Genomic DNA, 18,830 nt, shown 5'->3' on the forward strand with positions numbered 1-18,830 from the left:
CGTCCGCCACGCAGCCTCGCTTCGCTCGACAGCTGCTACCGCTCGGAGCGTTTCAGGGCGGGTCCTCCTGGCCCACCCATCGATAGACAACACCGCCCACCACCGCACCCAGGATCGGCGCGAGCCAGAACATCCACAGCTGCTGGATCGCCCACCCGCCCGCGATCAGCGCCGGGCCGGTACTGCGGGCCGGGTTGACCGAGGTGTTGGTCACGGGGATGGAGATCAGGTGGATCAGGGTGAGCGCCAGGCCGATGGCGATGGGTGCAAGGCCCTTCGGGGCGCGGTGGTCGGTGGCGCCGAGGATGATCAGCACGAACATGGCCGTCATCACCAGTTCGCAGACCAACCCCGCCGCCATCGAATAACCGCCCGGCGAATGCTCGCCATAGCCGTTGGAGGCCAACCCGCCGGCCAGTTCAAAGCCCGGCTTGCCGCTGGCGATGAAGTACAACAAGGCGGCCGCGACGACGCCACCGATGACCTGAGCCACGATGTACGCCGGCAACTCCCTGGCGGGAAACCTCCCACCGACCACCAGCCCCACCGATACTGCCGGGTTGAGGTGGCAACCGCTGATATGCCCGATGGCAAACGCCATGGTCAGCACTGTGAGCCCGAACGCCAGGGACACGCCCAGCAACCCGATCCCGACAGCAGGAAACGCGGCGGCCAATACCGCACTCCCGCAACCGCCCAACACCAGCCAAAACGTACCCAGCCCCTCTGTGACTGAACGCTTGAACAAAGACATGCCGCACGTCCTTGATAGATCGCTCTACCGAATCCGTAAATCAGTGATGCTCCCTGCAGATTTACTTCAGCGCCCGTCTGGGCACTGCACTGAGTACAGCAGGGTTTTTACACAATTCCAGGCCACAAATGTGGGAGCAAGCCCCCTCCCACATTTTAAAGATTTTTACCTCAATCGATGCCGACGAACCCGCCGGTCTGGTGTTGCCATAGCCGCGCATACAATCCTTTGTGGGCCAGCAACTGGGCATGGCTGCCGCTTTCGGCAATCTGGCCTTTCTCCAGCACCACCAGGCGGTCCATGCGCGCAATCGTCGACAACCGGTGGGCGATCGCGATCACCGTCTTGCCTTTCATCAGGGTTTCCAGGCTTTCCTGGATGGCGGCTTCCACTTCCGAGTCGAGGGCCGAAGTCGCCTCGTCCATGATCAGGATCGGCGCATCCTTGAGCAGCACGCGGGCGATGGCGATGCGTTGACGCTGACCACCGGAGAGTTTCACCCCGCGTTCGCCCACGTGGGCATCCAGCCCGGTACGGCCTTCGGCGTCCGACAGCAGCGGGATGAACTCATCGGCGCGGGCCTTGTGCACGGCGGCCCAGAGTTCTTCGTCGGTGGCGTCGGGCTTGCCGTAGAGCAGGTTGTCGCGGATGGAGCGGTGCAGCAGCGAGGTGTCCTGGGTGATCATGCCGATCTGTGCGCGCAGGGATTCCTGAGCCACTTCGGCGATGTTCTGGCCGTCGATCAGGATACGCCCGCCTTGCAGGTCGTACAGACGCAGCAGCAGGTTGACCAGGGTCGACTTGCCCGCACCGGATGGGCCGATCAGGCCGATCTTTTCACCGGCCTTGATCTCAAGGTTCAGGCCGCCAATGATCCCGCTCTGCTTGCCGTAGTGAAAGTCCACCTGTTCAAAGCGTACTTCGCCACGGGGCACGGTCAGGCGTGGGGCGTTGGCGCGGTCGATCACCGCCAATGGCTGCGCGATGGTCTTGAGACCGTCCTGCACCATGCCGATGTTTTCGAAAATCCCGTTGACCACCCACATGATCCAGCCGGACATGTTGACGATGCGGATCACCAGACCGGTGGCCAGGGCAATCGCGCCCACGGAAATCAGCGACTGGGTCCACAGCCACAGGGCCAGGCCCGTGGTAGTGACAATCAGCAGGCCGTTCATGGTGGTGATCACGATGTCCATGCTGGTCACCACGCGGCTGGCCAACTGGGTCTTTTCGGTCTGCTCGATGATCGCTTCCTTGGCGTACTCCTGTTCGGACTGGGTATGGGCGAACAGCTTCAAGGTGGTGATATTGGTATAGCCGTCGACGATGCGGCCCATCAGTTTGGAGCGCGCCTCGGAGGAAATCACCGAGCGTTCCTTAACCCGTGGTACGAAGTAGCGCAGTGCCAGGCTGTAGGCGATGATCCAGGTTACCAGCGGGATCATCAGGCGCCAGTCGGCTTCGGCGAACAGCACCAGCGAGCTGATGGCGTAGATCGCCACGTGCCAGATGGCATCCACCGCCGCCACGGCGGAGTCGCGCAGGGAGTTGCCGGTTTGCATGATGCGCTGGGCGATGCGCCCGGCGAAGTCGTTCTGGAAGAAGTTCAGGCTCTGCTTGAGCACGTAGCTGTGGTTCTGCCAGCGGATCAGGCTGGTCATGCCGGGGCTGATGGTCTGGTGCACCAGCAGGTCGTGCAGGGCGCCGAAGATCGGGCGCAGCAACAGGGCGACCACGGCCATCCAGATCAGCTCGGTGCTGTGCACCTGGAAGAAATTGGCGGGTGGCGTGCCTTGGGCCAGGTCGATGATGCGGCTCAGGTAGCTGAACAGCGCGACTTCGATCAACGCACCGATCAGGCCCACCACCAGCAGCGCGGCAAAATGCGGCCACACCTGGCGCAGGTAGTAGAGGTAGAAGGGCAGGACTTTATCGGGAGGGGCTTCGCTGGGCGCGTCGCGGAAAATATCGATCAGTTGTTCAAAACGACGATAGAGCATTAGGGTTGACGCCCGCCGGGCGGGCTCTCCTTTCAAATGCGCACGCCGCCTTGTGGGCCGCGTGCGGAGTTTCCTGCAGACCTCAGTCGATGCGCTTGGCCGACTTGATCAGGACAGGATCGATTGGCACGTTCTGCATGCCCTGCTTGGTGGTGGTCTGGGAGTTGACGATGATGTCGACCACGTCCATGCCCTTGACCACTTTGGCGAACACGGCGTAGCCGGCGTCGCGACCTGGATCGAGGAAGGCATTGTCAGCCACGTTGATGAAGAACTGGCTGGTGGCCGAGTCCGGGTTCGAGGTGCGGGCCATCGACAGCGTGCCACGTACGTTACGCAGGCCGTTGCTGGCTTCGTTCTTGATTGGCTTGTCGGTGTCTTTTTGCGACATCTGCTGGGTGAACCCGCCGCCCTGGACCATGAAGCCCGGGATCACACGGTGGAAAATCGTGTTGGTGTAGAAGCCCTTGTCGACATAGGCCAGGAAGTTCTTGGTACTGATCGGCGCATTGAAGGTGTCCAGTTCGATTTCAATGTCGCCGTTGGTGGTGGAGATCAGTACATGAGGCGCCTTGGCGGGTTCGGCCGCCATCAGGTTGGCAGCGAACAGAACGGAACCGGCAAAGAAGGCGATTTTTTTCAGCATGGGTCAGTGATCCTGGGTAGTGGTTTCGACTGTCTTTAGAAAATCGAGCAGGGTGGCGTTAAAGACTTCGGGTTGATCCAAGGGCGTGGCATGGCGGGAATCCTCGATCACCACCAGTCGCGCATCGGGCAGCAGTTTTACATAGTTTTCCTTGTGCGCCACGGGGGTGTAGTCGTGGTCGGCGCTGATGACCAGGGTTGGACAGGCAATCCGCGAAAGTCGTTCCTGCACGCCCCAGCCCACAATGGCATCGAAGCTGGCGAGATAAGCACGTTTGTCGTTTTTTGCCCAGCGTTCGGCCATCTTGCGGCGCAGGTCGGCCTGATTGGGTTTGGGGAACAGTCGGTCGCCCAGGCCCTTGCCGATGGTGGCCAGGCTGAGCACGCGGGCGAGGGTCCAACGCTGGGCCCACCACCAGTATTCATGGGGGCGGCGCACCTTGACCTCGGGTGCGCTGTTGACGATACATAGGCTCTTGACCCGCTCGGGCTCGTCCACCGCCAGTTGGAAGGCGATCATGCCGCCCATGGACAGGCCCACCACATGGGCGGGGGGCAGGTTCAAGTGCTCGAACAGTGCCACCAGGTCATGGGTGAAACCCTGGATGCTGTAGCGCTCGCGGGGTTTGTCGGAGCGACCATGCCCGCGTACGTCCACCACGATCAGGCGGTAGTGCCTGACCAGTACCGGAATCTGCAATTCCCAATCCTGGCTGCTGGAGCCCAGGCCGTGGATCAGCACCAGTGGGGTGCCCTGGCCGTACTCTTCGTAGTGCAGGCTGCAGCCTTCGTGGTCGAACCAGGCCATGGGTGAACTCCGTTTCAGGCTTGTTGGGGGGCGGCGAAAGGCGCGTCCAGGGGCGCCGTGTCAAACGTGCGCAGTAACTCCACGAGGATCTGCGTTGCCGGCCCCAGGGGTTTGTCCTTGTTCGAGTACAGGAAGAACGTCGGGTGGCGGCTGCCGCCCTGTTCCAAGGGTAGCTGCTTGAGCACGCCTTCGGCGAGTTCGCGCTCGATCATGTGCCGCGGCAACCACGCAAAGCCCAGGCCGCTGCCGACGAAGGCTGCGGCGGTGGCCAGGCTGCCGACAGTCCAGCGCTGTTCGGCGCCGAGCCAGCCCACATCGCGGGGCTGCTGGCGACCGGAGTCGCGGATCACCACTTGCATCTGGCTTTCCAGGTCCTGGAAGCTCAGTTCACGGTTCATGCGGTGCAGGGTGTGTTCGGGGTGGGCCACGGCGACGAATTCCACGTCGCTCATTTCCGTGCCGAGGTAACCGGGGATGCTGAAGCCGCAAATCGCCAGGTCGGCCACGCCTTCCATCAGCAGTTCCTCGACGCCGGACAACACCTCTTCGCGCAGGCGCACTCGGCAGCCACGGCTCTGCGGCATAAAGGCGGTGAGGGCGCGGACCAGGCGCGCGTTGGGGTAGGCGGCGTCCACCACCAGCCGCACTTCGGCTTCCCAGCCCTGTTCCATATGGTGGGCGAGGTCTTCCAGCTGGCTGGCGTTTTTCACCAGTTGCCGCGAGCGGCGCAACAGCACTTCACCGGCATCGGTGAGCACGGCCTTGCGCCCGTCGATGCGCAGCAACGGCACGCCTAGCTGGTCTTGCATGCGGGCCACGGTGTAGCTCACCGAAGACTGCGAACGGTGCAGCGCTTCGGCCGCCTGGGCGAAGCCGCCATGGTCGACCACGGCTTGCAGCGTGCGCCATTGATCGAGGGTAACGCGGGGCGCTTTCAAGATGGGTTCCTCTTGTCCTAAGCTGGCAGTCCTTATTGGAGACTGCCGAATGAGAAAATTCTGTTGTGTGTTGCTGGCGCTGCTGCCGATGAGCGCGTTTGCCTACCCCACCGACGTCACCAAGAAAATCGACGGTGTCAGCATTGATTACACGGCGACTGACGTCGACAAGGACATCAGTTCGATTCAGCTCAATAACTACGGCACTACGGATGCGGTGTGTTCGGTAATCTTCACCAACGGCCCGGAGTCGCCACGTCGGCGCACGGTCACCGTGCATGCGGGCAAAAGCACCAACACCACGGTCAAGTTCAACCGCGCCATTATCAAGATGCGTATCGCATTGGCCTGCGCGCCTAAATAAAGCGGCAGCGGAGCATGTCCACAGGAATACTCCGCTTATCAACAAATTTCTAGATGGGTTATAGCAGTTTTTTGCGCTTTTTAATCGAATGAGCCCTGGTTAATCTTTTCTCCATCGACTTACAGCAATTACAGATGGAGCCTACGAAGCCATGTCCAATGTTCTGATCATCGAAAGCAGTGCTCGCCAGCAGGACTCTATCTCCCGCCAACTGACCCAGCAGTTCATCAGCCAATGGCAAGCCGCCCGCCCGGCGGACCGGATCACCGTGCGTGACGTGGCCCTCAACCCGGTGCCGCACTTGGACGCCAACCTCCTGGGCGGCTGGATGAAGCCTGCGGATCAGCGCAACGACAGCGAGCAGGTATCCCTCGATCGCTCCAACGAACTGACCGACGAACTGCTGGCCGCCGACGTGCTGGTGATGGCTGCGCCCATGTACAACTTCGCCATCCCCAGCACCCTCAAGGCCTGGCTGGATCACGTGTTGCGCGCAGGTGTGACCTTCAAGTACACCCCCACCGGGCCCCAGGGTCTGTTGACTGGCAAGCGTGCCATTGTCCTGACCGCACGCGGCGGCATCCACACCGGCGCCAGCTCCGATCACCAGGAACCGTATCTGCGTCAGGTGATGGCTTTTATCGGGATTCATGACGTCACCTTCATTCACGCCGAAGGGGTGAACCTGAGCGGTGACTTCCATGAAAAGGGCATCAATCACGCCAAGGCGCTGTTGGTGCAGCTCGTGGCATGAGCCGCTTGATCCTTTAATCGTCAGATAATCGCGCAGTGTTTATATCGCTCCACGCAAACCCTTCAAGTACGCGTACGAACCTCCCTTTGCACTTGTTGCTCCTAAGTGCTCCTGCCCGACTGACGCTTTAGCGAGGTCGGGTTTTTTTTGCCCTGAGTTTCTTCAAACCCTGAAAACCTTTAATGTCGCGCCCATTCGAAGCGAGGCGCACATGGGCTATCTACTGGTTGTCACCCTGATTCAGGCATTTTCCTTCAGTTTGATCGGCGAATACCTCGCCGGTCATGTCGACAGTTACTTCGCGGTGCTGGTACGCGTCGTGCTGGCCGGTCTGGTATTTATCCCGCTGACCCGCTGGCGCTCGGTAGAACCGGCCTTCATGCGCGGCATGCTGGTGATCGGCGCCTTGCAGTTTGGCGTGACCTACGTGTGCCTGTACCTGAGCTTTCGCGTGCTGACGGTGCCGGAGGTGTTGCTGTTCACCATCCTCACGCCGTTGCATGTGACCTTGATCGAAGACGCGCTGAACCGGCGCTTCAATCCTTGGGCACTGGTTGCCGCCCTGGTGGCAGTGGGAGGCGCTGCGGTGATCCGTTTCGACCAGATCACCCCGCACTTCCTGATGGGCTTTTTGCTGCTGCAACTGGCCAACTTCACCTATGCCGCCGGGCAGGTAATGTACAAGCATCTGGTGGCGCGTTATCCAAGTGACCTGCCGCACTACCGGCGCTTCGGTTACTTCTACCTCGGCGCACTGCTGGTGGTGTTGCCGGCATTCCTGCTGTTCGCCAAGGCCGACTTCCTGCCACAGGCGCCGCTGCAATGGGGTGTGCTGGTGTTCCTCGGGCTGGTCAGCACGGCGCTGGGCATGTACTGGTGGAACAAGGGCGCGTGCCTGGTGCATGGCGGCACGCTGGCGGTAATGAACAACCTGCACGTGCCGGTAGGGTTGTTGCTGAACCTGCTGATCTGGAACCAGCACGAGCCGCTGGGTCGTCTGGCGTTGGGCGGGTTGGTAATTCTGGGGGCGGTGTGGATCAGTCGATTGGGCATAAAACCCGTGCCTGGCGTAAAGTCTGCGATGTGATGGCCCCAAGGCATGCGTGAGCGGCTATGAAAGTCTGTTATAGAAAAGAACGGTGTGGGGGCGGCAGAGTGGACAAGATTGATGAACTGATCATTGCAGCCTTGAAGGATGACTCCCGGGTCAGCCTGGCGCAATTGGCGCGGCAAGTTCACAAGTCGCGAACGGCGGTGGAGTCGCGTGTCCAGAAGTTGATTGAGAAGGGCATCATCCTGGGCTTCACCATCAACGTCGCCGAGGACGACGAGACGCTGCAATCGGCGTTTTTGATGCTGACCCTCAATGGCAGCAATTGCCATCTGGTGTTTCCGAAGATCCAGCAGTTCAGCCAAGTGGTGCACGCCTACTCACTGTTTGGCGACGTGGACATGATGCTCGACGTCCGCTACAGGAACTTTGAAGAATTGATGGTCTTCAAGGAAAACCTGCTGAACATCGAGCATGTGAAGGAAGTCGTGGTCAACCCCGTGCTGAAGGCCTGGCGCTAGGCCTGATCGCGAACGGTTTCAAGAAAGTGGTGGCTCAGGTTCGGCATTTTCTGACGAAGGGTGTCCACCAGTTCTTCGATGACGCCCTGGTTGAATTGAAGCGACGTGTCGTCATGCCCCAGGATCACTACCAATAACCTCGACGAGTCCTTCGTCAGGCGGAAATCATGGGCATCGGCGTCCACCTTGCCGATGCTCGCCAACGGCACATCCCCACAGGTATAGACGATATCGCCCACGGGAATCGTGATGGCCTTCTTGGCGAACAGCGGGCGTAGCACCCTCGGTTTTTCCGAGCGCATCACGTAGATGTCGTCCTTCTGATGATAGGTGTGCACACCAATGCTGACCCCATGGCGGATCGAAACGGCGTTATAGGCGTCGACGATGTTGTTGATGGGGTACACGCCCTTGGCGATGAAACGCCGCAGCAGTTTTTCGTTGGCGCTGACGGTGTTTTCGTAGCCGAGCTTTTTAAGCTGCTTGGCAAACCCTTCATACACGATGTTCGAGTCCAGCTCATTGAGGCGAGATGCCACGTGGTTCAGGTTACTTTGCAACACCCCGACGAAACACTGGTCGTCCGAGACGGTGATGTCTTCGATAACGGCGGCGCACGCATTATTGATACCCAGCTCACAGGCCGATTTCTTGATGATCAAGCGACTTTGCATAACCTTAGCCCCACAGTTGTTTTCGGAGGTTCGCAGTACTGGCGTCCAGTTGCAGCGCCGAAGGGCTCTGCAGCCAGAACAGTCCCGGACAGGTGGCGAAGTCAATCGTGACCGGCGTGGTATGGCCGGCTGCGATGAAGTACCGGTGGCCGCAATAGGCCTCGTCCGCCTGGGCACTCTGGAGGGCCTGGGTTGAGGGCGGGGCAAAAGTGCGGCGTTCGTCGGAGCAAAAGAAACCGATCCGGCCATGGCTGATCTCACTCACGGCATCGGCCTCGGGGCGCGGCTGGCCGAGGTAGCTGTCGATCGACAGCGACAGCAGGTCCGGCAGATACACCTGTTGGAACAGCAGGGGCGCGATGCCGCCGTGCAAGCGGCCGCCAGCCTCAATCATCACCGGGCCAGCGTCAGACCAGATGATTTCCATGTGAATCGGCCCGACCCGCACGCCGAGGGCCGCCGCTGCCTGGCGGGCATAATCGGTCAGCGGCTTGAGCTCAATAGCTTGGGGATCAAGGGTGTCCAGGCTTTCGTAGACAAACATGCTGCCGTTCTTCTGGATCTTGGTGTACTTGCAGACGCTGGCAATGATGTAGGTGCCGTTAAAGGCGACCATGTCCACCACGTACTCCGGCCCCGCGATAAACGACTGCACGATAAAGCCGAGGTTGACCTCGCCCAGGTCGTTCTTTTGCTGCCAGGCCGCGTTTCTCAAGGCGGTCTCCGCTTCGCCTTTGCCCTGGGCAAACACCACGCCTTCAGTGGCGGCCGAATTCAACGGCTTGACCACATAGGTGGCCGATGCTTCCAGCTTGTCCACCACGTCGCCAATGCGACTCGGCGAGCTCAACAGGTACGAGTCGATGTGCGCCAACTCGTGCTTTTTCAACGCCTGTTGCATGGAGAATTTGTTACGGCGCAGGTCGCTGGTCATGCGGCTGTTGCCGGGAATGTCGAGCAGCTCCGTCAGGTAGTCCGTGAGGTAGATCGCGGTTTCGCAACCGGCGATCACCGCGCTCAGTGACAAGGTTTCCAGGGTGATCAGCAGGCTTTCTTCCCAGTGATACACCTCATGGAAATTCTCGGCGACCAAGTCGTTGGTGAAGTGTTCAGGCAAGTCGCGTGTGGAGATCACGGCGATGCAGCGTACGCCCTGCGCGTTGAGCAAGGGTGCATAGAGTTTGCCCGTGGAGAATGGGTCAACAATCAGTACGGTTTTCACGTCGTGCAGTCCTTATTCCGTGGTGGCGGCAGGCGAGGCGGCAGGGGTCAGGTTCCACGCCAGCACGGCGGTGGCCAGCAGGCCGGCGGAAACGATCATCAACAGGCGTGCGCCTTCGAGTCCGAGGAACCCCGAGGTGGTAAAGAACGTCAGGATCATTGGCGCCGAGCCACTGACCAGCAGGTAGTAGAGCGAGCTTTTTGCGGCGATCACGTCGGCCACCCGGGCGTTGGGCGCTGATTCGATCAGGGTTTTACGCAGCTGGATCCGCAGGCTGTTGATGCAGAAGCCCAGCAGGAACGCAGCGGCCATCATCACGTAGAGGTGCTGGAAGTAGACGATTGCCACGTCCGCCAGTATCACCAGCGCGATGGCCCCGTAGCTGTTGAGCTTGATGCGTGGCAACACGGCGGCACTGAAGGCACCCAGGCCCGCCAGGCCACTGGCGACGCCAAACAGGGTGGCGTTCCATTCATTGAGCTTTTGGAAAACGATGGGCACCAGGCTGTTGAACGCGCCGATATGGAAACCGATCATGCTCAGCACAATGATCAGGATGTAGAGGTTGCGCGGTAAGTCCAGCGGCGCGGCGCTGGTGGAGGCTGCGGTCTGGTCGGCGGCTCCGGCGCTGGGGCTGTCGGCCACCAGGTAGACACCGGCCAATGACACAATTGCCGCCAGGCTGATGATCTGCAGCGTCTGGTTGACCGAGAACACATCCACGATCAAGCCGCCCAGGAGCGCGCCGCCGAAGGCGCCGATCTGGATGGAGGTTTGCATCAACCGTGCGCAGGTATCGCTGTCGGTGAGGCCGGCCAGCACCAGCTTGGTGTTTTTCGATTCCAGGGTACTGATGGTGAAGTAGTCGGTGACGCCCACCACAAACGCGATCGCCAGAAAGCCGATCGGCAGCATGGCGGCTTGGGTGAACGACAGCCCCAGTACGGCGGCAAAAGCAGCCAGGCGAATGTACAGCAGCCGTTTCAGGCTCAGCTCGATCGTGAAGAACTTGCCGATGTACTGTTCGCATAAGTAGGGCACTACAGTCGCCACGCACAAGGTGGCGCCCACCAGGAATGTCGAGCCGGTGGTCTCCAGGCCGAACCAGACCATTGCGATCACAATCGCCATGTCGAGGCCGGTGAAGAGGGTCACGATTGAATAGAACGCGGTCAGTGTCGATTTAGTCTTCATGGGCTTCATCCGTCGTAACGGGAGAGTTTAAGGAGCGGCACGCACCGTTCGGTGTCGCCGACTACGGTGCTGATCTGGTTTCTGACGCGCACGGTGGGCAGCGCCTTCTTTTCCAGGTTGCAGACTTTGTAGGCGTTGTCGTGCCAGGGGCAGATCACGCTTTGGCCGTCGCCCGTCATTTCGCCCATGTGCAGCGGCCCGCCACGATGGGGGCACGCCGTGGGCAGCAACTGCGTCGAATACGCATGACGCTTCAGAAAGTAGGTTCTGTCCTCCACGGCCACGTAATGGGCGTGGGTGATATTCAGGCTGATGGCTTTCATTGGGCGGCCCATTCAGATGGCGGTGACGGTGTACGTGCAGGACGGGCTGACGATGCGCGTGCCATGGAGCATTCCCTTGGGAATCACCACGCCTTCGCCGGCGATCAGGCGCAGGGTCAGTTCGGGGCTGGCGACAAACTCCAGCTCGCCGGACTCGACCCAGAACAGCTCGTCATTGGGGTGTGTGTGCAGCACCGAAAGCTCGTGTTGCGCTTCAGTGATTGTCAGGTCCACTGGCTTGAGACCCTGCAGGGCCGCGGCCTTGGCGCGGTGTTCATCCATCTCGTCATGCCATTTGATATGGGCATACATTTCTTCGTCGGCGAGGTCCTGTAGGAGCTTGAACTCTTCAAAACCGCGGATGAGGTCGGGGATGATCTTGGTGCCGAACTGCTTGATCATGGGAATGATCAGGCGCTGGAGGGCCATTCTGCCGTGGTGCACATCGATGTGAGCGTGCTCATCGAAATAGGCCGTGGAGACCTGGCCGTCGAAGATGGTCTTGATGGCGCGTGACTGGTGCTTGGTCGTCAGCGCCAGCGTGGCTTCGGTGTAGTACATGGCGCCGATATAGCGAAACAGCTCGCCATGGTTGGCCGATACATAGTGGAAATAGTTGGTGAGTGACAGCGACGCCGGCGTGTAGAACTGCCAGTAATGGTGCACGTGATGCGACATGTCCATGTCCTGCAGCATGTCTTCAAAGATGGTGCTGTGCTTCTTCTTGTCGACGCCGTAGCCATACTCGTCGATCAGGATCTTGAACAACTCGCTGGTGTACAGGCCGCAGTTGCCCAAGACATTGCGCGCCATGGCCGAGGCTTCGCTGAGGAAGTCCCCCGCGCATTGGGTCATGAAAAACCGGGCGGCACGCTGAGGGTGGCGGCTGGTGGTCAGCACCTCATGCAGTTTTGACTCGGCCTGGGCCACGTCATCCAGGACTTTATCGGTGTGGGCGATAAACGAGTCCAGGCACCATGGGCCGTTGATGTGCACTTCTTCCTTGAGCCAGTTGTACAAGTAGTGTTCCAGTAATGGGCGGATCTTCTTGCCACTGGCGGCGTGCTGCGGATCATAGAACTGTTTGAATGCCTTGAAATCGAGTTCCAGTGGCGGCTTGGGCAGGAAGACCAGGTCTTGCTCATAGATATTCAATAACAAGCGTTGCGCCAAGAGGTGCTGGCTGTTTGAAAGTTGGTCGCTGGTCAGGCTGGTGGTGATGATTGCGTCAGTAACGTCCTGAGGCCTGGACGGTCGCTGATAGGGACTTTGAGTATAAAAGCTGCGAGGTTGAGCAAAGGCTGTAGCCCCACAATAGTGGGTCAGCGCTTCGGCATTCGAACTTAATACAAAGTCTGCTGCATTATCAGAAAGCTGAGTTGTCCATAACATGAGCGGTGGCCTTTATCTGGCGTTGTTTGATGGCCAGATGCTAAGGCGTTGGTTTTTTTTAAAACAGATTAGAAATACTGCGCGTAAGTAGGGAAAATCACTAAAGGTGTAGGAAGAATTTTCTTTATGGTTCGCGTCAGTTGATTATTCCGCCGCAGCGGCTACACATAGTTGCCAGCACTTATCGCGACACTGCACCGGCGAGGCGCTTGCTTGCCCCTCGCCGGCATCGTTTCCACTACTGCAAGGTTGGCGAGCTCTGGGTGTTGGGTGCCAGTGCCAGTAATCCTGCCCGTAGATCGGTGCCACTAGGCTGCTGGTAAAGGCTCAGTCCAAACTCCGGCAACACCGCCAGCAGGTAATCGAAGATATCCCCCTGGATCCGCTCGTAATCGGCCCACGCGGTGGTGCGGGTGAAGCAGTAGATCTCCAGCGGCACGCCTTCCGCCGTGGTTTGCATCTGGCGCACCATGCACGTCATGTTCGGCTGGATGTCCGGATGGCTTTTCAAGTAGGCCAGGGCATAGGCGCGGAAGGTGCCGAGGTTGGTCATGCGGCGGCGGTTGGCCAGCAGTTGCGCGCTGTGGCCCTGGGCTTCATTCCAGGCCTTGAGTTCGGCCTGCTTGCGCCCGATGTAGTCGGTGAGCAGGTGCACCTGGGTCATGCGCACCTCTTCGTCATCGCGCAGGAAGCGCACGCCGCTGGCATCGATGAACAGGCTGCGCTTGATCCGACGCCCACCGGAAGCCTGCATGCCGCGCCAGTTCTTGAACGACTCGGACATCAGGCGCCAGGTAGGAATCGAGACGATGGTCTTGTCGAAGTTCTGCACCTTGACCGTGTGCAGGGTGATATCCACCACGTCGCCGTCGGCGCCGACCTGGGGCATTTCGATCCAGTCACCAACCCGCAACATGTCGTTGCTGGTGAGTTGCACACTGGCGACGAACGACAGCAGCGTGTCCTTGTACACCAACAGGATGACCGCCGACATCGCGCCCAGGCCCGACAGCAGCAACAGCGGCGAACGGTCGATCAAGGTCGCGACGATGATGATCGCGCCGAACACGAACAGCACCATCTTCGCCAACTGCACGTAACCCTTGATCGAGCGGGTGCGCGCATGTTCGGTGCGGGCGTAGATGTCCAGCAGGGCGTTGAGCAGGGCGCTCATGGCCAGGACCAGGAACAGAATGGAGATGGCCAGTGCCACGTTGCCGATAAACAGGATCGCGGTTTTGCTCAGGGCCGGCACCAGGTACAGGCCGAACTGGATCACCAGGGACGGCGTCATCTGCGCCAGGCGATGGAAGACTTTGTTGTGCCGCAGGTCATTGAGCCAGTGCAGCGCCGGCTGGCGGCCGAGCAATTTGACGGCGTGCAGGATGAGGTATCGCGCTACCCGTCCCAGCAGCAGGGCCACCACCAGTAACACCAGGAAACCGAGGCTGGCATGCAGCAACGGGTGTTCGTCGAGGGCGCCCCAGAGGTCTTGGACGTTGAGCCAAAGCTGTTTGATATCCATGGGTGAAACCGATTCCTCTGTAAGACAAGACGGGGCGATTAGAGCATCTAAGTGCGACAAAGTTGACGTCACGGACAAAAGCCCTAACAAAAAAGCAGCTGATTAGCGCCGTTCGCGTAAAGAAACTCGGTTTGGGCGCCCGAAACCGTTACCCTATGCAGCTGATATTTTGTAATTCTTCGAGGTAGCACCCGTGTTTTCCCAATTCGCCCTGCACGAACGCCTGCTCAAAGCCGTGGCCGAGCTTAAATTTGTCGAGCCTACGCCTGTGCAAGCAGCGGCCATCCCGCTCGCGCTCGAAGGGCGTGACCTGCGGGTGACGGCTCAAACCGGTAGCGGCAAGACCGCCGCTTTCGTCCTGCCGGTTCTGAATCGTCTGATCGGCCCGGCCAAAGTCCGTGTGAGCATCAAGACCCTGATCCTGCTGCCTACCCGCGAGCTGGCGCAGCAGACCTTGAAGGAAGTGGAGCGTTTCTCGCAGTTCACCTTCATCAAGTCCGGCATCATCACGGGGGGTGAAGACTTCAAGGTCCAGGCCGCCATGCTGCGCAAGGTGCCGGACATCCTCATTGGCACCCCGGGCCGCATGATCGAGCAACTCAACGCCGGCAACCTCGACCTCAAGGAAGTCGAAGTGCTGGTGCTCGACGAAGCCGACCGCATGCTCGACATGGGCTTTGCCGACGATGTGCAGCGTCTGGTTGCCGAATGCGTCAACCGTCAGCAGACCATGCTGTTCTCCGCCACCACCGGGGGTTCGACCCTTCGTGAGATGGTCGCCAAGGTGCTGAACAACCCGGAGCACCTGCAGGTCAACAACGTCAGCGACCTGAACGCGACTACGCGCCAGCAGATCGTCATGGCTGATCACAATGTGCACAAAGAGCAGATCCTGAACTGGCTGCTGGCCAACGAGACCTACCAGAAGGCCATCGTGTTCACCAACACCCGTGCTGCGGCGACCGCATCTACGGTCGCTTGGTGGCCCAGGACTACAAAGCGTTCGTCCTGCACGGTGAGAAAGACCAGAAGGACCGCAAGCTGGCCATCGACCGCCTCAAGGCCGGCGGCGTGAAAATCCTGGTCGCTACCGATGTGGCTGCCCGCGGCTTGGACGTCGATGGCCTGGACATGGTGATCAACTTCGACATGCCACGCAGCGGCGACGAGTACGTGCACCGTATCGGCCGTACCGGGCGTGCCGGCAACGATGGCCTGGCCATCTCGCTGATCTGCCATGGCGACTGGAACCTGATGTCGAGCATCGAACGCTACCTCAAGCAGTCGTTCGAGCGCCGCACCATCAAGGAAGTCAAAGGCACCTACACCGGGCCGAAGAAGGTCAAGGCGTCCGGCAAGGCCGTTGGCGTGAAGAAGAAAAAGACCGACGCCAAGGGCGACAAGAAGAAAACCGGCGCCAAGTCGCCGACCAAGCGCAAGATCGCCAACCGTCCGAAGACCGACAACCTGTCGCTCGTCAGCAAAGACGGCATGGCTCCGCTCAAGCGCCGCAAGCCAGAAGCACCGGCTGCCGAATAAGCCGGGGCTGATGTGAAAAAACCGGACGTCGTCCGGTTTTTTTATGCCTTCAATTTTTCGCTTTTGCGGCTGCTTCTCTCAGCTCTTTAAGACGGGCGTCGATCAACTGGCACTTGTCAGGGAATTCGGCGCTCTCGGTGTCCAGGTCCATCTTCTGCAGCTCGTCGTTCATCTCTTTGGCTTTGCTGGGGTTCTGCTCGGTGAGCTTGGCCACTTCCGTGGCTAACTGCTCACGTTTGGCCGTGGCCTCGTCGGGCGTACAGGCCCAGGCGGGCAGGGCGGTAAGCAGGGCGGCGGCGATGGCCAGAGTTCTCAGGGTATTCATGGTTCGGACCTCCTTGGCAATGATGTACGGTTGAGGGGGCGAACGTCTGGAAAGTTCAGAGAAATGACGCCCGTCCGATGGGCTGAACGGCGCATGACGGTACGGGTCACACCTTTTGACGGGACACTTTTCCATGCCCGCAGGAGGAATCAGGATGACGACTTACAACTGGGATTTGATCGAGCGTTTGCTGCACGAAGTGCAGAACGGCGATGGCAGCTTCGCCCCGCGTAAATACGCCGAGCAGGAAGCAGCCGAGAAGGCCACGGCGGGCCAGGACACTGGCAATCTGGATGCGTTGAAAAAGACGGCAGCAGATTATGAAGCGCTGCTGTTCAAGCGCGGCTTTATTGAATCGCGCCCCGAGGAAGAGGGCGGTAATGGCGAGAATTTCATTCTGACGCCGCTGGGTGCCCAACTGCTGGCGCTGATCGACAGCTCCATTCCCGGCAACGATCATCCGCGCCAGGTACTGGATGAGCAGGCCGATGCGCTGGACCCACAGACCTTTGCTGAAGTGGCGTCCAAAGCACAGATCGCCTGACTCTTGTCACGCCCCGGCGCCCCAGGGCGCTGGCGCGAAACTGTCGGATCGGTAATCTGCCGCTAAGGTTGCTGACAGCCGGCGCCGCCTAATCTGCTGCCATTCAACTGACGGGCTTGAATTGGCATGCACCCTCTCACTTCTCGACGTACCTTCGTCAAAGGCCTGGCCGCCGGCGGCCTGCTGGGCGGGCTCGGGCTTTGGCGTCCTCCGGTCTGGGCGCTGAGCAGCCCCGGCCAACCCACGGTGCTGGCCGGCACGGACTTCGATCTGTCTATCGACCAGACGCCGGTCAACCTCACCGGGCAGGCACGCACCGCGTTGACCATCAACGGCAGCCTGCCGGGTCCGCTGTTGCGTTGGCGCGAGGGCGACACGGTGACCCTGCGCGTGAAAAACCGCCTGGCCGAGCCGACCTCGATCCACTGGCACGGCATTCTCCTGCCGTCGACCATGGACGGCGTGCCGGGCCTGAGCTTCAAGGGCATCGAGCCGGGCGGCGTGTTTGTCTATCAGTTCAAGGTCAAGCAGCACGGCACGTACTGGTACCACAGCCATTCCGGACTCCAGGAACAACAGGGCGTGTACGGCCCCTTGGTGATCGACCCCAGGGAACCCGAGCCTTACACCTACCAGCGCGACTACGTGGTGATGCTGTCGGATTGGACCGACGAAGACCCCGTCGCCCTGATGAAGACGCTCAAGAAGCAGTCCGACTACTACAACCTGCACAAACCCACCGTGAGTGATTTTGTGCGCGACGTGGGCAAGCAGGGCTGGTCGGCCACCGTCGCCGACGCCGGATGTGGGCGCAGATGAAGATGAACCCCACCGATCTTGCCGACGTCAGCGGTGAAACCTACACCTACCTGCTCAACGGCCAGCCGCCGGGCCTGAACTGGACCGGGCTGTTTCAGGCCGGGGAGACGGTCCGTCTGCGCTTCATCAACGGCTCGGCGATGACATATTTCGATGTGCGCATTCCGGGCCTGAAAATGACCGTCATCGCCGCCGACGGCCAGCCGGTGCAGCCGGTCGACGTCGACGAATTGCGCATTGCTGTCGCCGAAACCTTTGACGTGCTGGTGGAACCCACCGCTGAGGCATACACACTGTTTGCCCAGTCGATGGACCGCACCGGCTTTGCCCGAGGCACCCTGGCCCGTCAGGCAGGCGCCATGGCCCCGGTGCCGGCGCTTGACCCGCGTGTCTGGCTGAGCATGCAAGACATGGCCATGGGCGGGATGGACCACGGCGCCATGGCGGATATGCCCGGCATGGAAGGCATGGACCACAGCGCCATGGGCGCAATGCCGATGCAGGCCCACCCGGCCAGCGAAGCGAACAACCCGCTGGTGGACATGCAAGCCATGAACCCGGTGCCCAAGCTCGACGACCCTGGCATTGGCCTGCGCAACAACGGCCGGCGGGTGCTGACTTACGCCGATCTGCGCAGTACGTTCGAGGACCCTGACGGCCGCGATCCTGCGCGGACCATCGAGCTGCACCTTACCGGGCACATGGAAAAATTCGCCTGGTCATTCAATGGGGTGAAGTTTTCCGATGCCGAGCCCTTGCAGCTCACCTATGGCGAGCGCGTGCGGCTGGTGCTGGTCAACGACACCATGATGAGCCATCCCATCCACCTGCACGGACTGTGGAGCGACCTGGAGGACGAGAACGGCCAGTTCCAGGTGCGCAAGCACACCATCGACATGCCGCCGGGCTCACGCCGCAGCTACCGCGTGACCGCCGACGCCTTGGGCCGGTGGGCCTATCACTGCCACCTGCTGTACCACATGGAAATGGGCATGTTCCGTGAAGTGCGCGTGCATGAATGAGGAGGCGAGTATGAGTCAGCGTGTTTTAGCGGTTTGCATGGCGCTGGTGTTCAGTCCGCTGGCGACTGCCGAGGAAGAGTTCCAAGGGATGAGCCCGGCGGTGCCCGCGTTGACTGAAAGCCGCACACCGATCCCGGTGCTGACCGATGCGGACCGAGCGGCGGTGTACCATGAGCCGGGCGGGCATCGGGTGCATGACAGCGCCGTGCATTCGATGCTGCTGCTCAACCAGTTGGAATGGCAAGGCGGTGAAGGCAGTGGTGCGTTGAATTGGGACGCCAAGGGCTGGATCGGCGGTGACGTCGACCGCCTGTGGCTGCGCAGTGAAGGCGAGCGCAGCGCCGGGCGTACCGACAGTGCCGAGGCCCAGGCCCTGTGGGGGCATGCGATCAGCCCGTGGTGGGATCTGGTGG

The 18,830-nt window shown here is 60.4% G+C and carries 18 protein-coding genes and 2 pseudogenes; 8 read left to right on the forward strand and 12 right to left on the reverse strand.

Annotation, left to right across the window (positions count from 1 at the left end):
* Positions 1-52 precede the first annotated feature (52 nt).
* The 5 genes from aqpZ to IQK56_RS20205 form a co-directional block, all read right to left on the reverse strand.
* Positions 53-754 carry an aquaporin Z gene (gene aqpZ / locus IQK56_RS20185; protein ID WP_193862543.1) on the reverse strand — a complete coding sequence of 234 codons (702 nt, stop codon included), beginning with the start codon at positions 752-754 and terminating at the stop codon, positions 53-55.
* Between the two features lie 170 nt (positions 755-924).
* The gene (locus IQK56_RS20190) at positions 925-2,757 is read right to left on the reverse strand and encodes an ABC transporter ATP-binding protein (RefSeq protein ID WP_193862545.1); all 1,833 of its coding nucleotides are present in this window, start codon (positions 2,755-2,757) and stop codon (positions 925-927) included.
* An 82-nt stretch (positions 2,758-2,839) separates the two neighbouring features.
* A complete protein-coding gene (locus IQK56_RS20195) occupies positions 2,840-3,403 on the reverse strand; it encodes a peptidylprolyl isomerase (RefSeq protein ID WP_193862546.1) in 564 nt (187 codons plus the stop codon).
* Positions 3,404-3,406: 3 nt separating this feature from the next.
* On the reverse strand, positions 3,407-4,210 hold the full coding sequence (locus IQK56_RS20200; RefSeq protein ID WP_193862548.1) for an alpha/beta fold hydrolase: 804 nt from the start codon (positions 4,208-4,210) through the stop codon (positions 3,407-3,409).
* A 14-nt stretch (positions 4,211-4,224) separates the two neighbouring features.
* On the reverse strand, positions 4,225-5,148 hold the full coding sequence (locus IQK56_RS20205; protein WP_028617427.1) for a LysR family transcriptional regulator: 924 nt from the start codon (positions 5,146-5,148) through the stop codon (positions 4,225-4,227).
* Between the two features lie 49 nt (positions 5,149-5,197).
* On the opposite strand from IQK56_RS20205, the gene IQK56_RS20210 reads away from it, so the two are divergent.
* From IQK56_RS20210 to IQK56_RS20225, 4 genes are all read left to right on the forward strand, one after another.
* A complete protein-coding gene (locus IQK56_RS20210; RefSeq protein WP_193862550.1) occupies positions 5,198-5,512 on the forward strand; it encodes a 3-phosphoglycerate kinase in 315 nt (104 codons plus the stop codon).
* Positions 5,513-5,663: 151 nt separating this feature from the next.
* Entirely contained in the window at positions 5,664-6,266 is a 603-nt protein-coding gene (locus IQK56_RS20215; RefSeq protein WP_193862552.1) for an FMN-dependent NADH-azoreductase, read from the forward strand.
* 211 nt (positions 6,267-6,477) lie between these two features.
* Complete coding sequence (locus IQK56_RS20220; RefSeq protein ID WP_193862554.1) at positions 6,478-7,353, forward strand: carboxylate/amino acid/amine transporter; 876 nt, start codon at positions 6,478-6,480, stop codon at positions 7,351-7,353.
* A 68-nt stretch (positions 7,354-7,421) separates the two neighbouring features.
* A complete protein-coding gene (locus IQK56_RS20225) occupies positions 7,422-7,838 on the forward strand; it encodes a winged helix-turn-helix transcriptional regulator (protein WP_122305224.1) in 417 nt (138 codons plus the stop codon).
* Here IQK56_RS20225 and IQK56_RS20230 read toward each other — a convergent pair.
* From IQK56_RS20230 to IQK56_RS20255, 6 genes are all read right to left on the reverse strand, one after another.
* Complete coding sequence (locus IQK56_RS20230; protein ID WP_122305225.1) at positions 7,835-8,512, reverse strand: phenylalanine--tRNA ligase beta subunit-related protein; 678 nt, start codon at positions 8,510-8,512, stop codon at positions 7,835-7,837. The two genes, IQK56_RS20225 and IQK56_RS20230, sit on opposite strands and share 4 nt — an antisense overlap.
* A gap of 4 nt (positions 8,513-8,516) precedes the next feature.
* On the reverse strand, positions 8,517-9,734 hold the full coding sequence (locus tag IQK56_RS20235; protein WP_122305226.1) for an ATP-grasp domain-containing protein: 1,218 nt from the start codon (positions 9,732-9,734) through the stop codon (positions 8,517-8,519).
* Between the two features lie 12 nt (positions 9,735-9,746).
* Entirely contained in the window at positions 9,747-10,928 is a 1,182-nt protein-coding gene (locus tag IQK56_RS20240; protein WP_150675880.1) for an MFS transporter, read from the reverse strand.
* Between the two features lie 5 nt (positions 10,929-10,933).
* Positions 10,934-11,263, reverse strand: coding sequence for a Rieske 2Fe-2S domain-containing protein (locus IQK56_RS20245; RefSeq protein WP_224794001.1), 330 nt, complete (start codon positions 11,261-11,263; stop codon positions 10,934-10,936).
* Positions 11,264-12,412, reverse strand: a complete 1,149-nt coding sequence (locus IQK56_RS20250) for an iron-containing redox enzyme family protein (RefSeq protein ID WP_224794002.1) — start codon at positions 12,410-12,412, stop codon at positions 11,264-11,266.
* A gap of 469 nt (positions 12,413-12,881) precedes the next feature.
* Entirely contained in the window at positions 12,882-14,168 is a 1,287-nt protein-coding gene (locus IQK56_RS20255) for a mechanosensitive ion channel family protein (protein WP_122305228.1), read from the reverse strand.
* A 193-nt stretch (positions 14,169-14,361) separates the two neighbouring features.
* On the opposite strand from IQK56_RS20255, the pseudogene IQK56_RS20260 reads away from it, so the two are divergent.
* A pseudogene (locus IQK56_RS20260) lies at positions 14,362-15,707 on the forward strand (DEAD/DEAH box helicase).
* 49 nt (positions 15,708-15,756) lie between these two features.
* Here the strand turns inward: IQK56_RS20260 and IQK56_RS20265 are convergent.
* On the reverse strand, positions 15,757-16,032 hold the full coding sequence (locus IQK56_RS20265) for a hypothetical protein (RefSeq protein WP_122305229.1): 276 nt from the start codon (positions 16,030-16,032) through the stop codon (positions 15,757-15,759).
* A gap of 154 nt (positions 16,033-16,186) precedes the next feature.
* Between IQK56_RS20265 and IQK56_RS20270 the strand changes: the two genes are divergently transcribed.
* The 3 genes and pseudogenes from IQK56_RS20270 to IQK56_RS20280 form a co-directional block, all read left to right on the forward strand.
* Entirely contained in the window at positions 16,187-16,576 is a 390-nt protein-coding gene (locus IQK56_RS20270; RefSeq protein ID WP_193862556.1) for a transcriptional regulator, read from the forward strand.
* 126 nt (positions 16,577-16,702) lie between these two features.
* A pseudogene (locus IQK56_RS31815) lies at positions 16,703-18,417 on the forward strand (copper resistance system multicopper oxidase).
* A gap of 10 nt (positions 18,418-18,427) precedes the next feature.
* Positions 18,428-18,830, forward strand: a 403-nt coding sequence (locus IQK56_RS20280; protein ID WP_193901801.1) for a copper resistance protein B, incomplete at its 3' end; no start/stop codon positions are given.

It is taken from the genome of Pseudomonas cyclaminis (genome assembly GCF_015163715.1).
GTDB lineage: Bacteria > Pseudomonadota > Gammaproteobacteria > Pseudomonadales > Pseudomonadaceae > Aquipseudomonas > Aquipseudomonas cyclaminis.

Bases quoted from the DNA above. Each gene is read 5' to 3' on its own strand.
- IQK56_RS20270 (WP_193862556.1), top strand. From the start codon at position 16,187: ATGACGACTTACAACTGGGATTTGATCGAGCGTTTGCTGCACGAAGTG.
- IQK56_RS20195 (WP_193862546.1), bottom strand. From the start codon at position 3,403: ATGCTGAAAAAAATCGCCTTCTTTGCCGGTTCCGTTCTGTTCGCTGCC.
- IQK56_RS20245 (WP_224794001.1), bottom strand. From the start codon at position 11,263: ATGGGCCGCCCAATGAAAGCCATCAGCCTGAATATCACCCACGCCCAT.
- IQK56_RS20240 (WP_150675880.1), bottom strand. From the start codon at position 10,928: ATGAAGACTAAATCGACACTGACCGCGTTCTATTCAATCGTGACCCTC.
- IQK56_RS20230 (WP_122305225.1), bottom strand. From the start codon at position 8,512: ATGCAAAGTCGCTTGATCATCAAGAAATCGGCCTGTGAGCTGGGTATC.
- IQK56_RS20220 (WP_193862554.1), top strand. From the start codon at position 6,478: ATGGGCTATCTACTGGTTGTCACCCTGATTCAGGCATTTTCCTTCAGT.
- IQK56_RS20210 (WP_193862550.1), top strand. From the start codon at position 5,198: ATGAGAAAATTCTGTTGTGTGTTGCTGGCGCTGCTGCCGATGAGCGCG.
- IQK56_RS20255 (WP_122305228.1), bottom strand. From the start codon at position 14,168: ATGGATATCAAACAGCTTTGGCTCAACGTCCAAGACCTCTGGGGCGCC.
- aqpZ (WP_193862543.1), bottom strand. From the start codon at position 754: ATGTCTTTGTTCAAGCGTTCAGTCACAGAGGGGCTGGGTACGTTTTGG.
- IQK56_RS20215 (WP_193862552.1), top strand. From the start codon at position 5,664: ATGTCCAATGTTCTGATCATCGAAAGCAGTGCTCGCCAGCAGGACTCT.
- IQK56_RS20200 (WP_193862548.1), bottom strand. From the start codon at position 4,210: ATGGCCTGGTTCGACCACGAAGGCTGCAGCCTGCACTACGAAGAGTAC.
- IQK56_RS20265 (WP_122305229.1), bottom strand. From the start codon at position 16,032: ATGAATACCCTGAGAACTCTGGCCATCGCCGCCGCCCTGCTTACCGCC.
- IQK56_RS20190 (WP_193862545.1), bottom strand. From the start codon at position 2,757: ATGCTCTATCGTCGTTTTGAACAACTGATCGATATTTTCCGCGACGCG.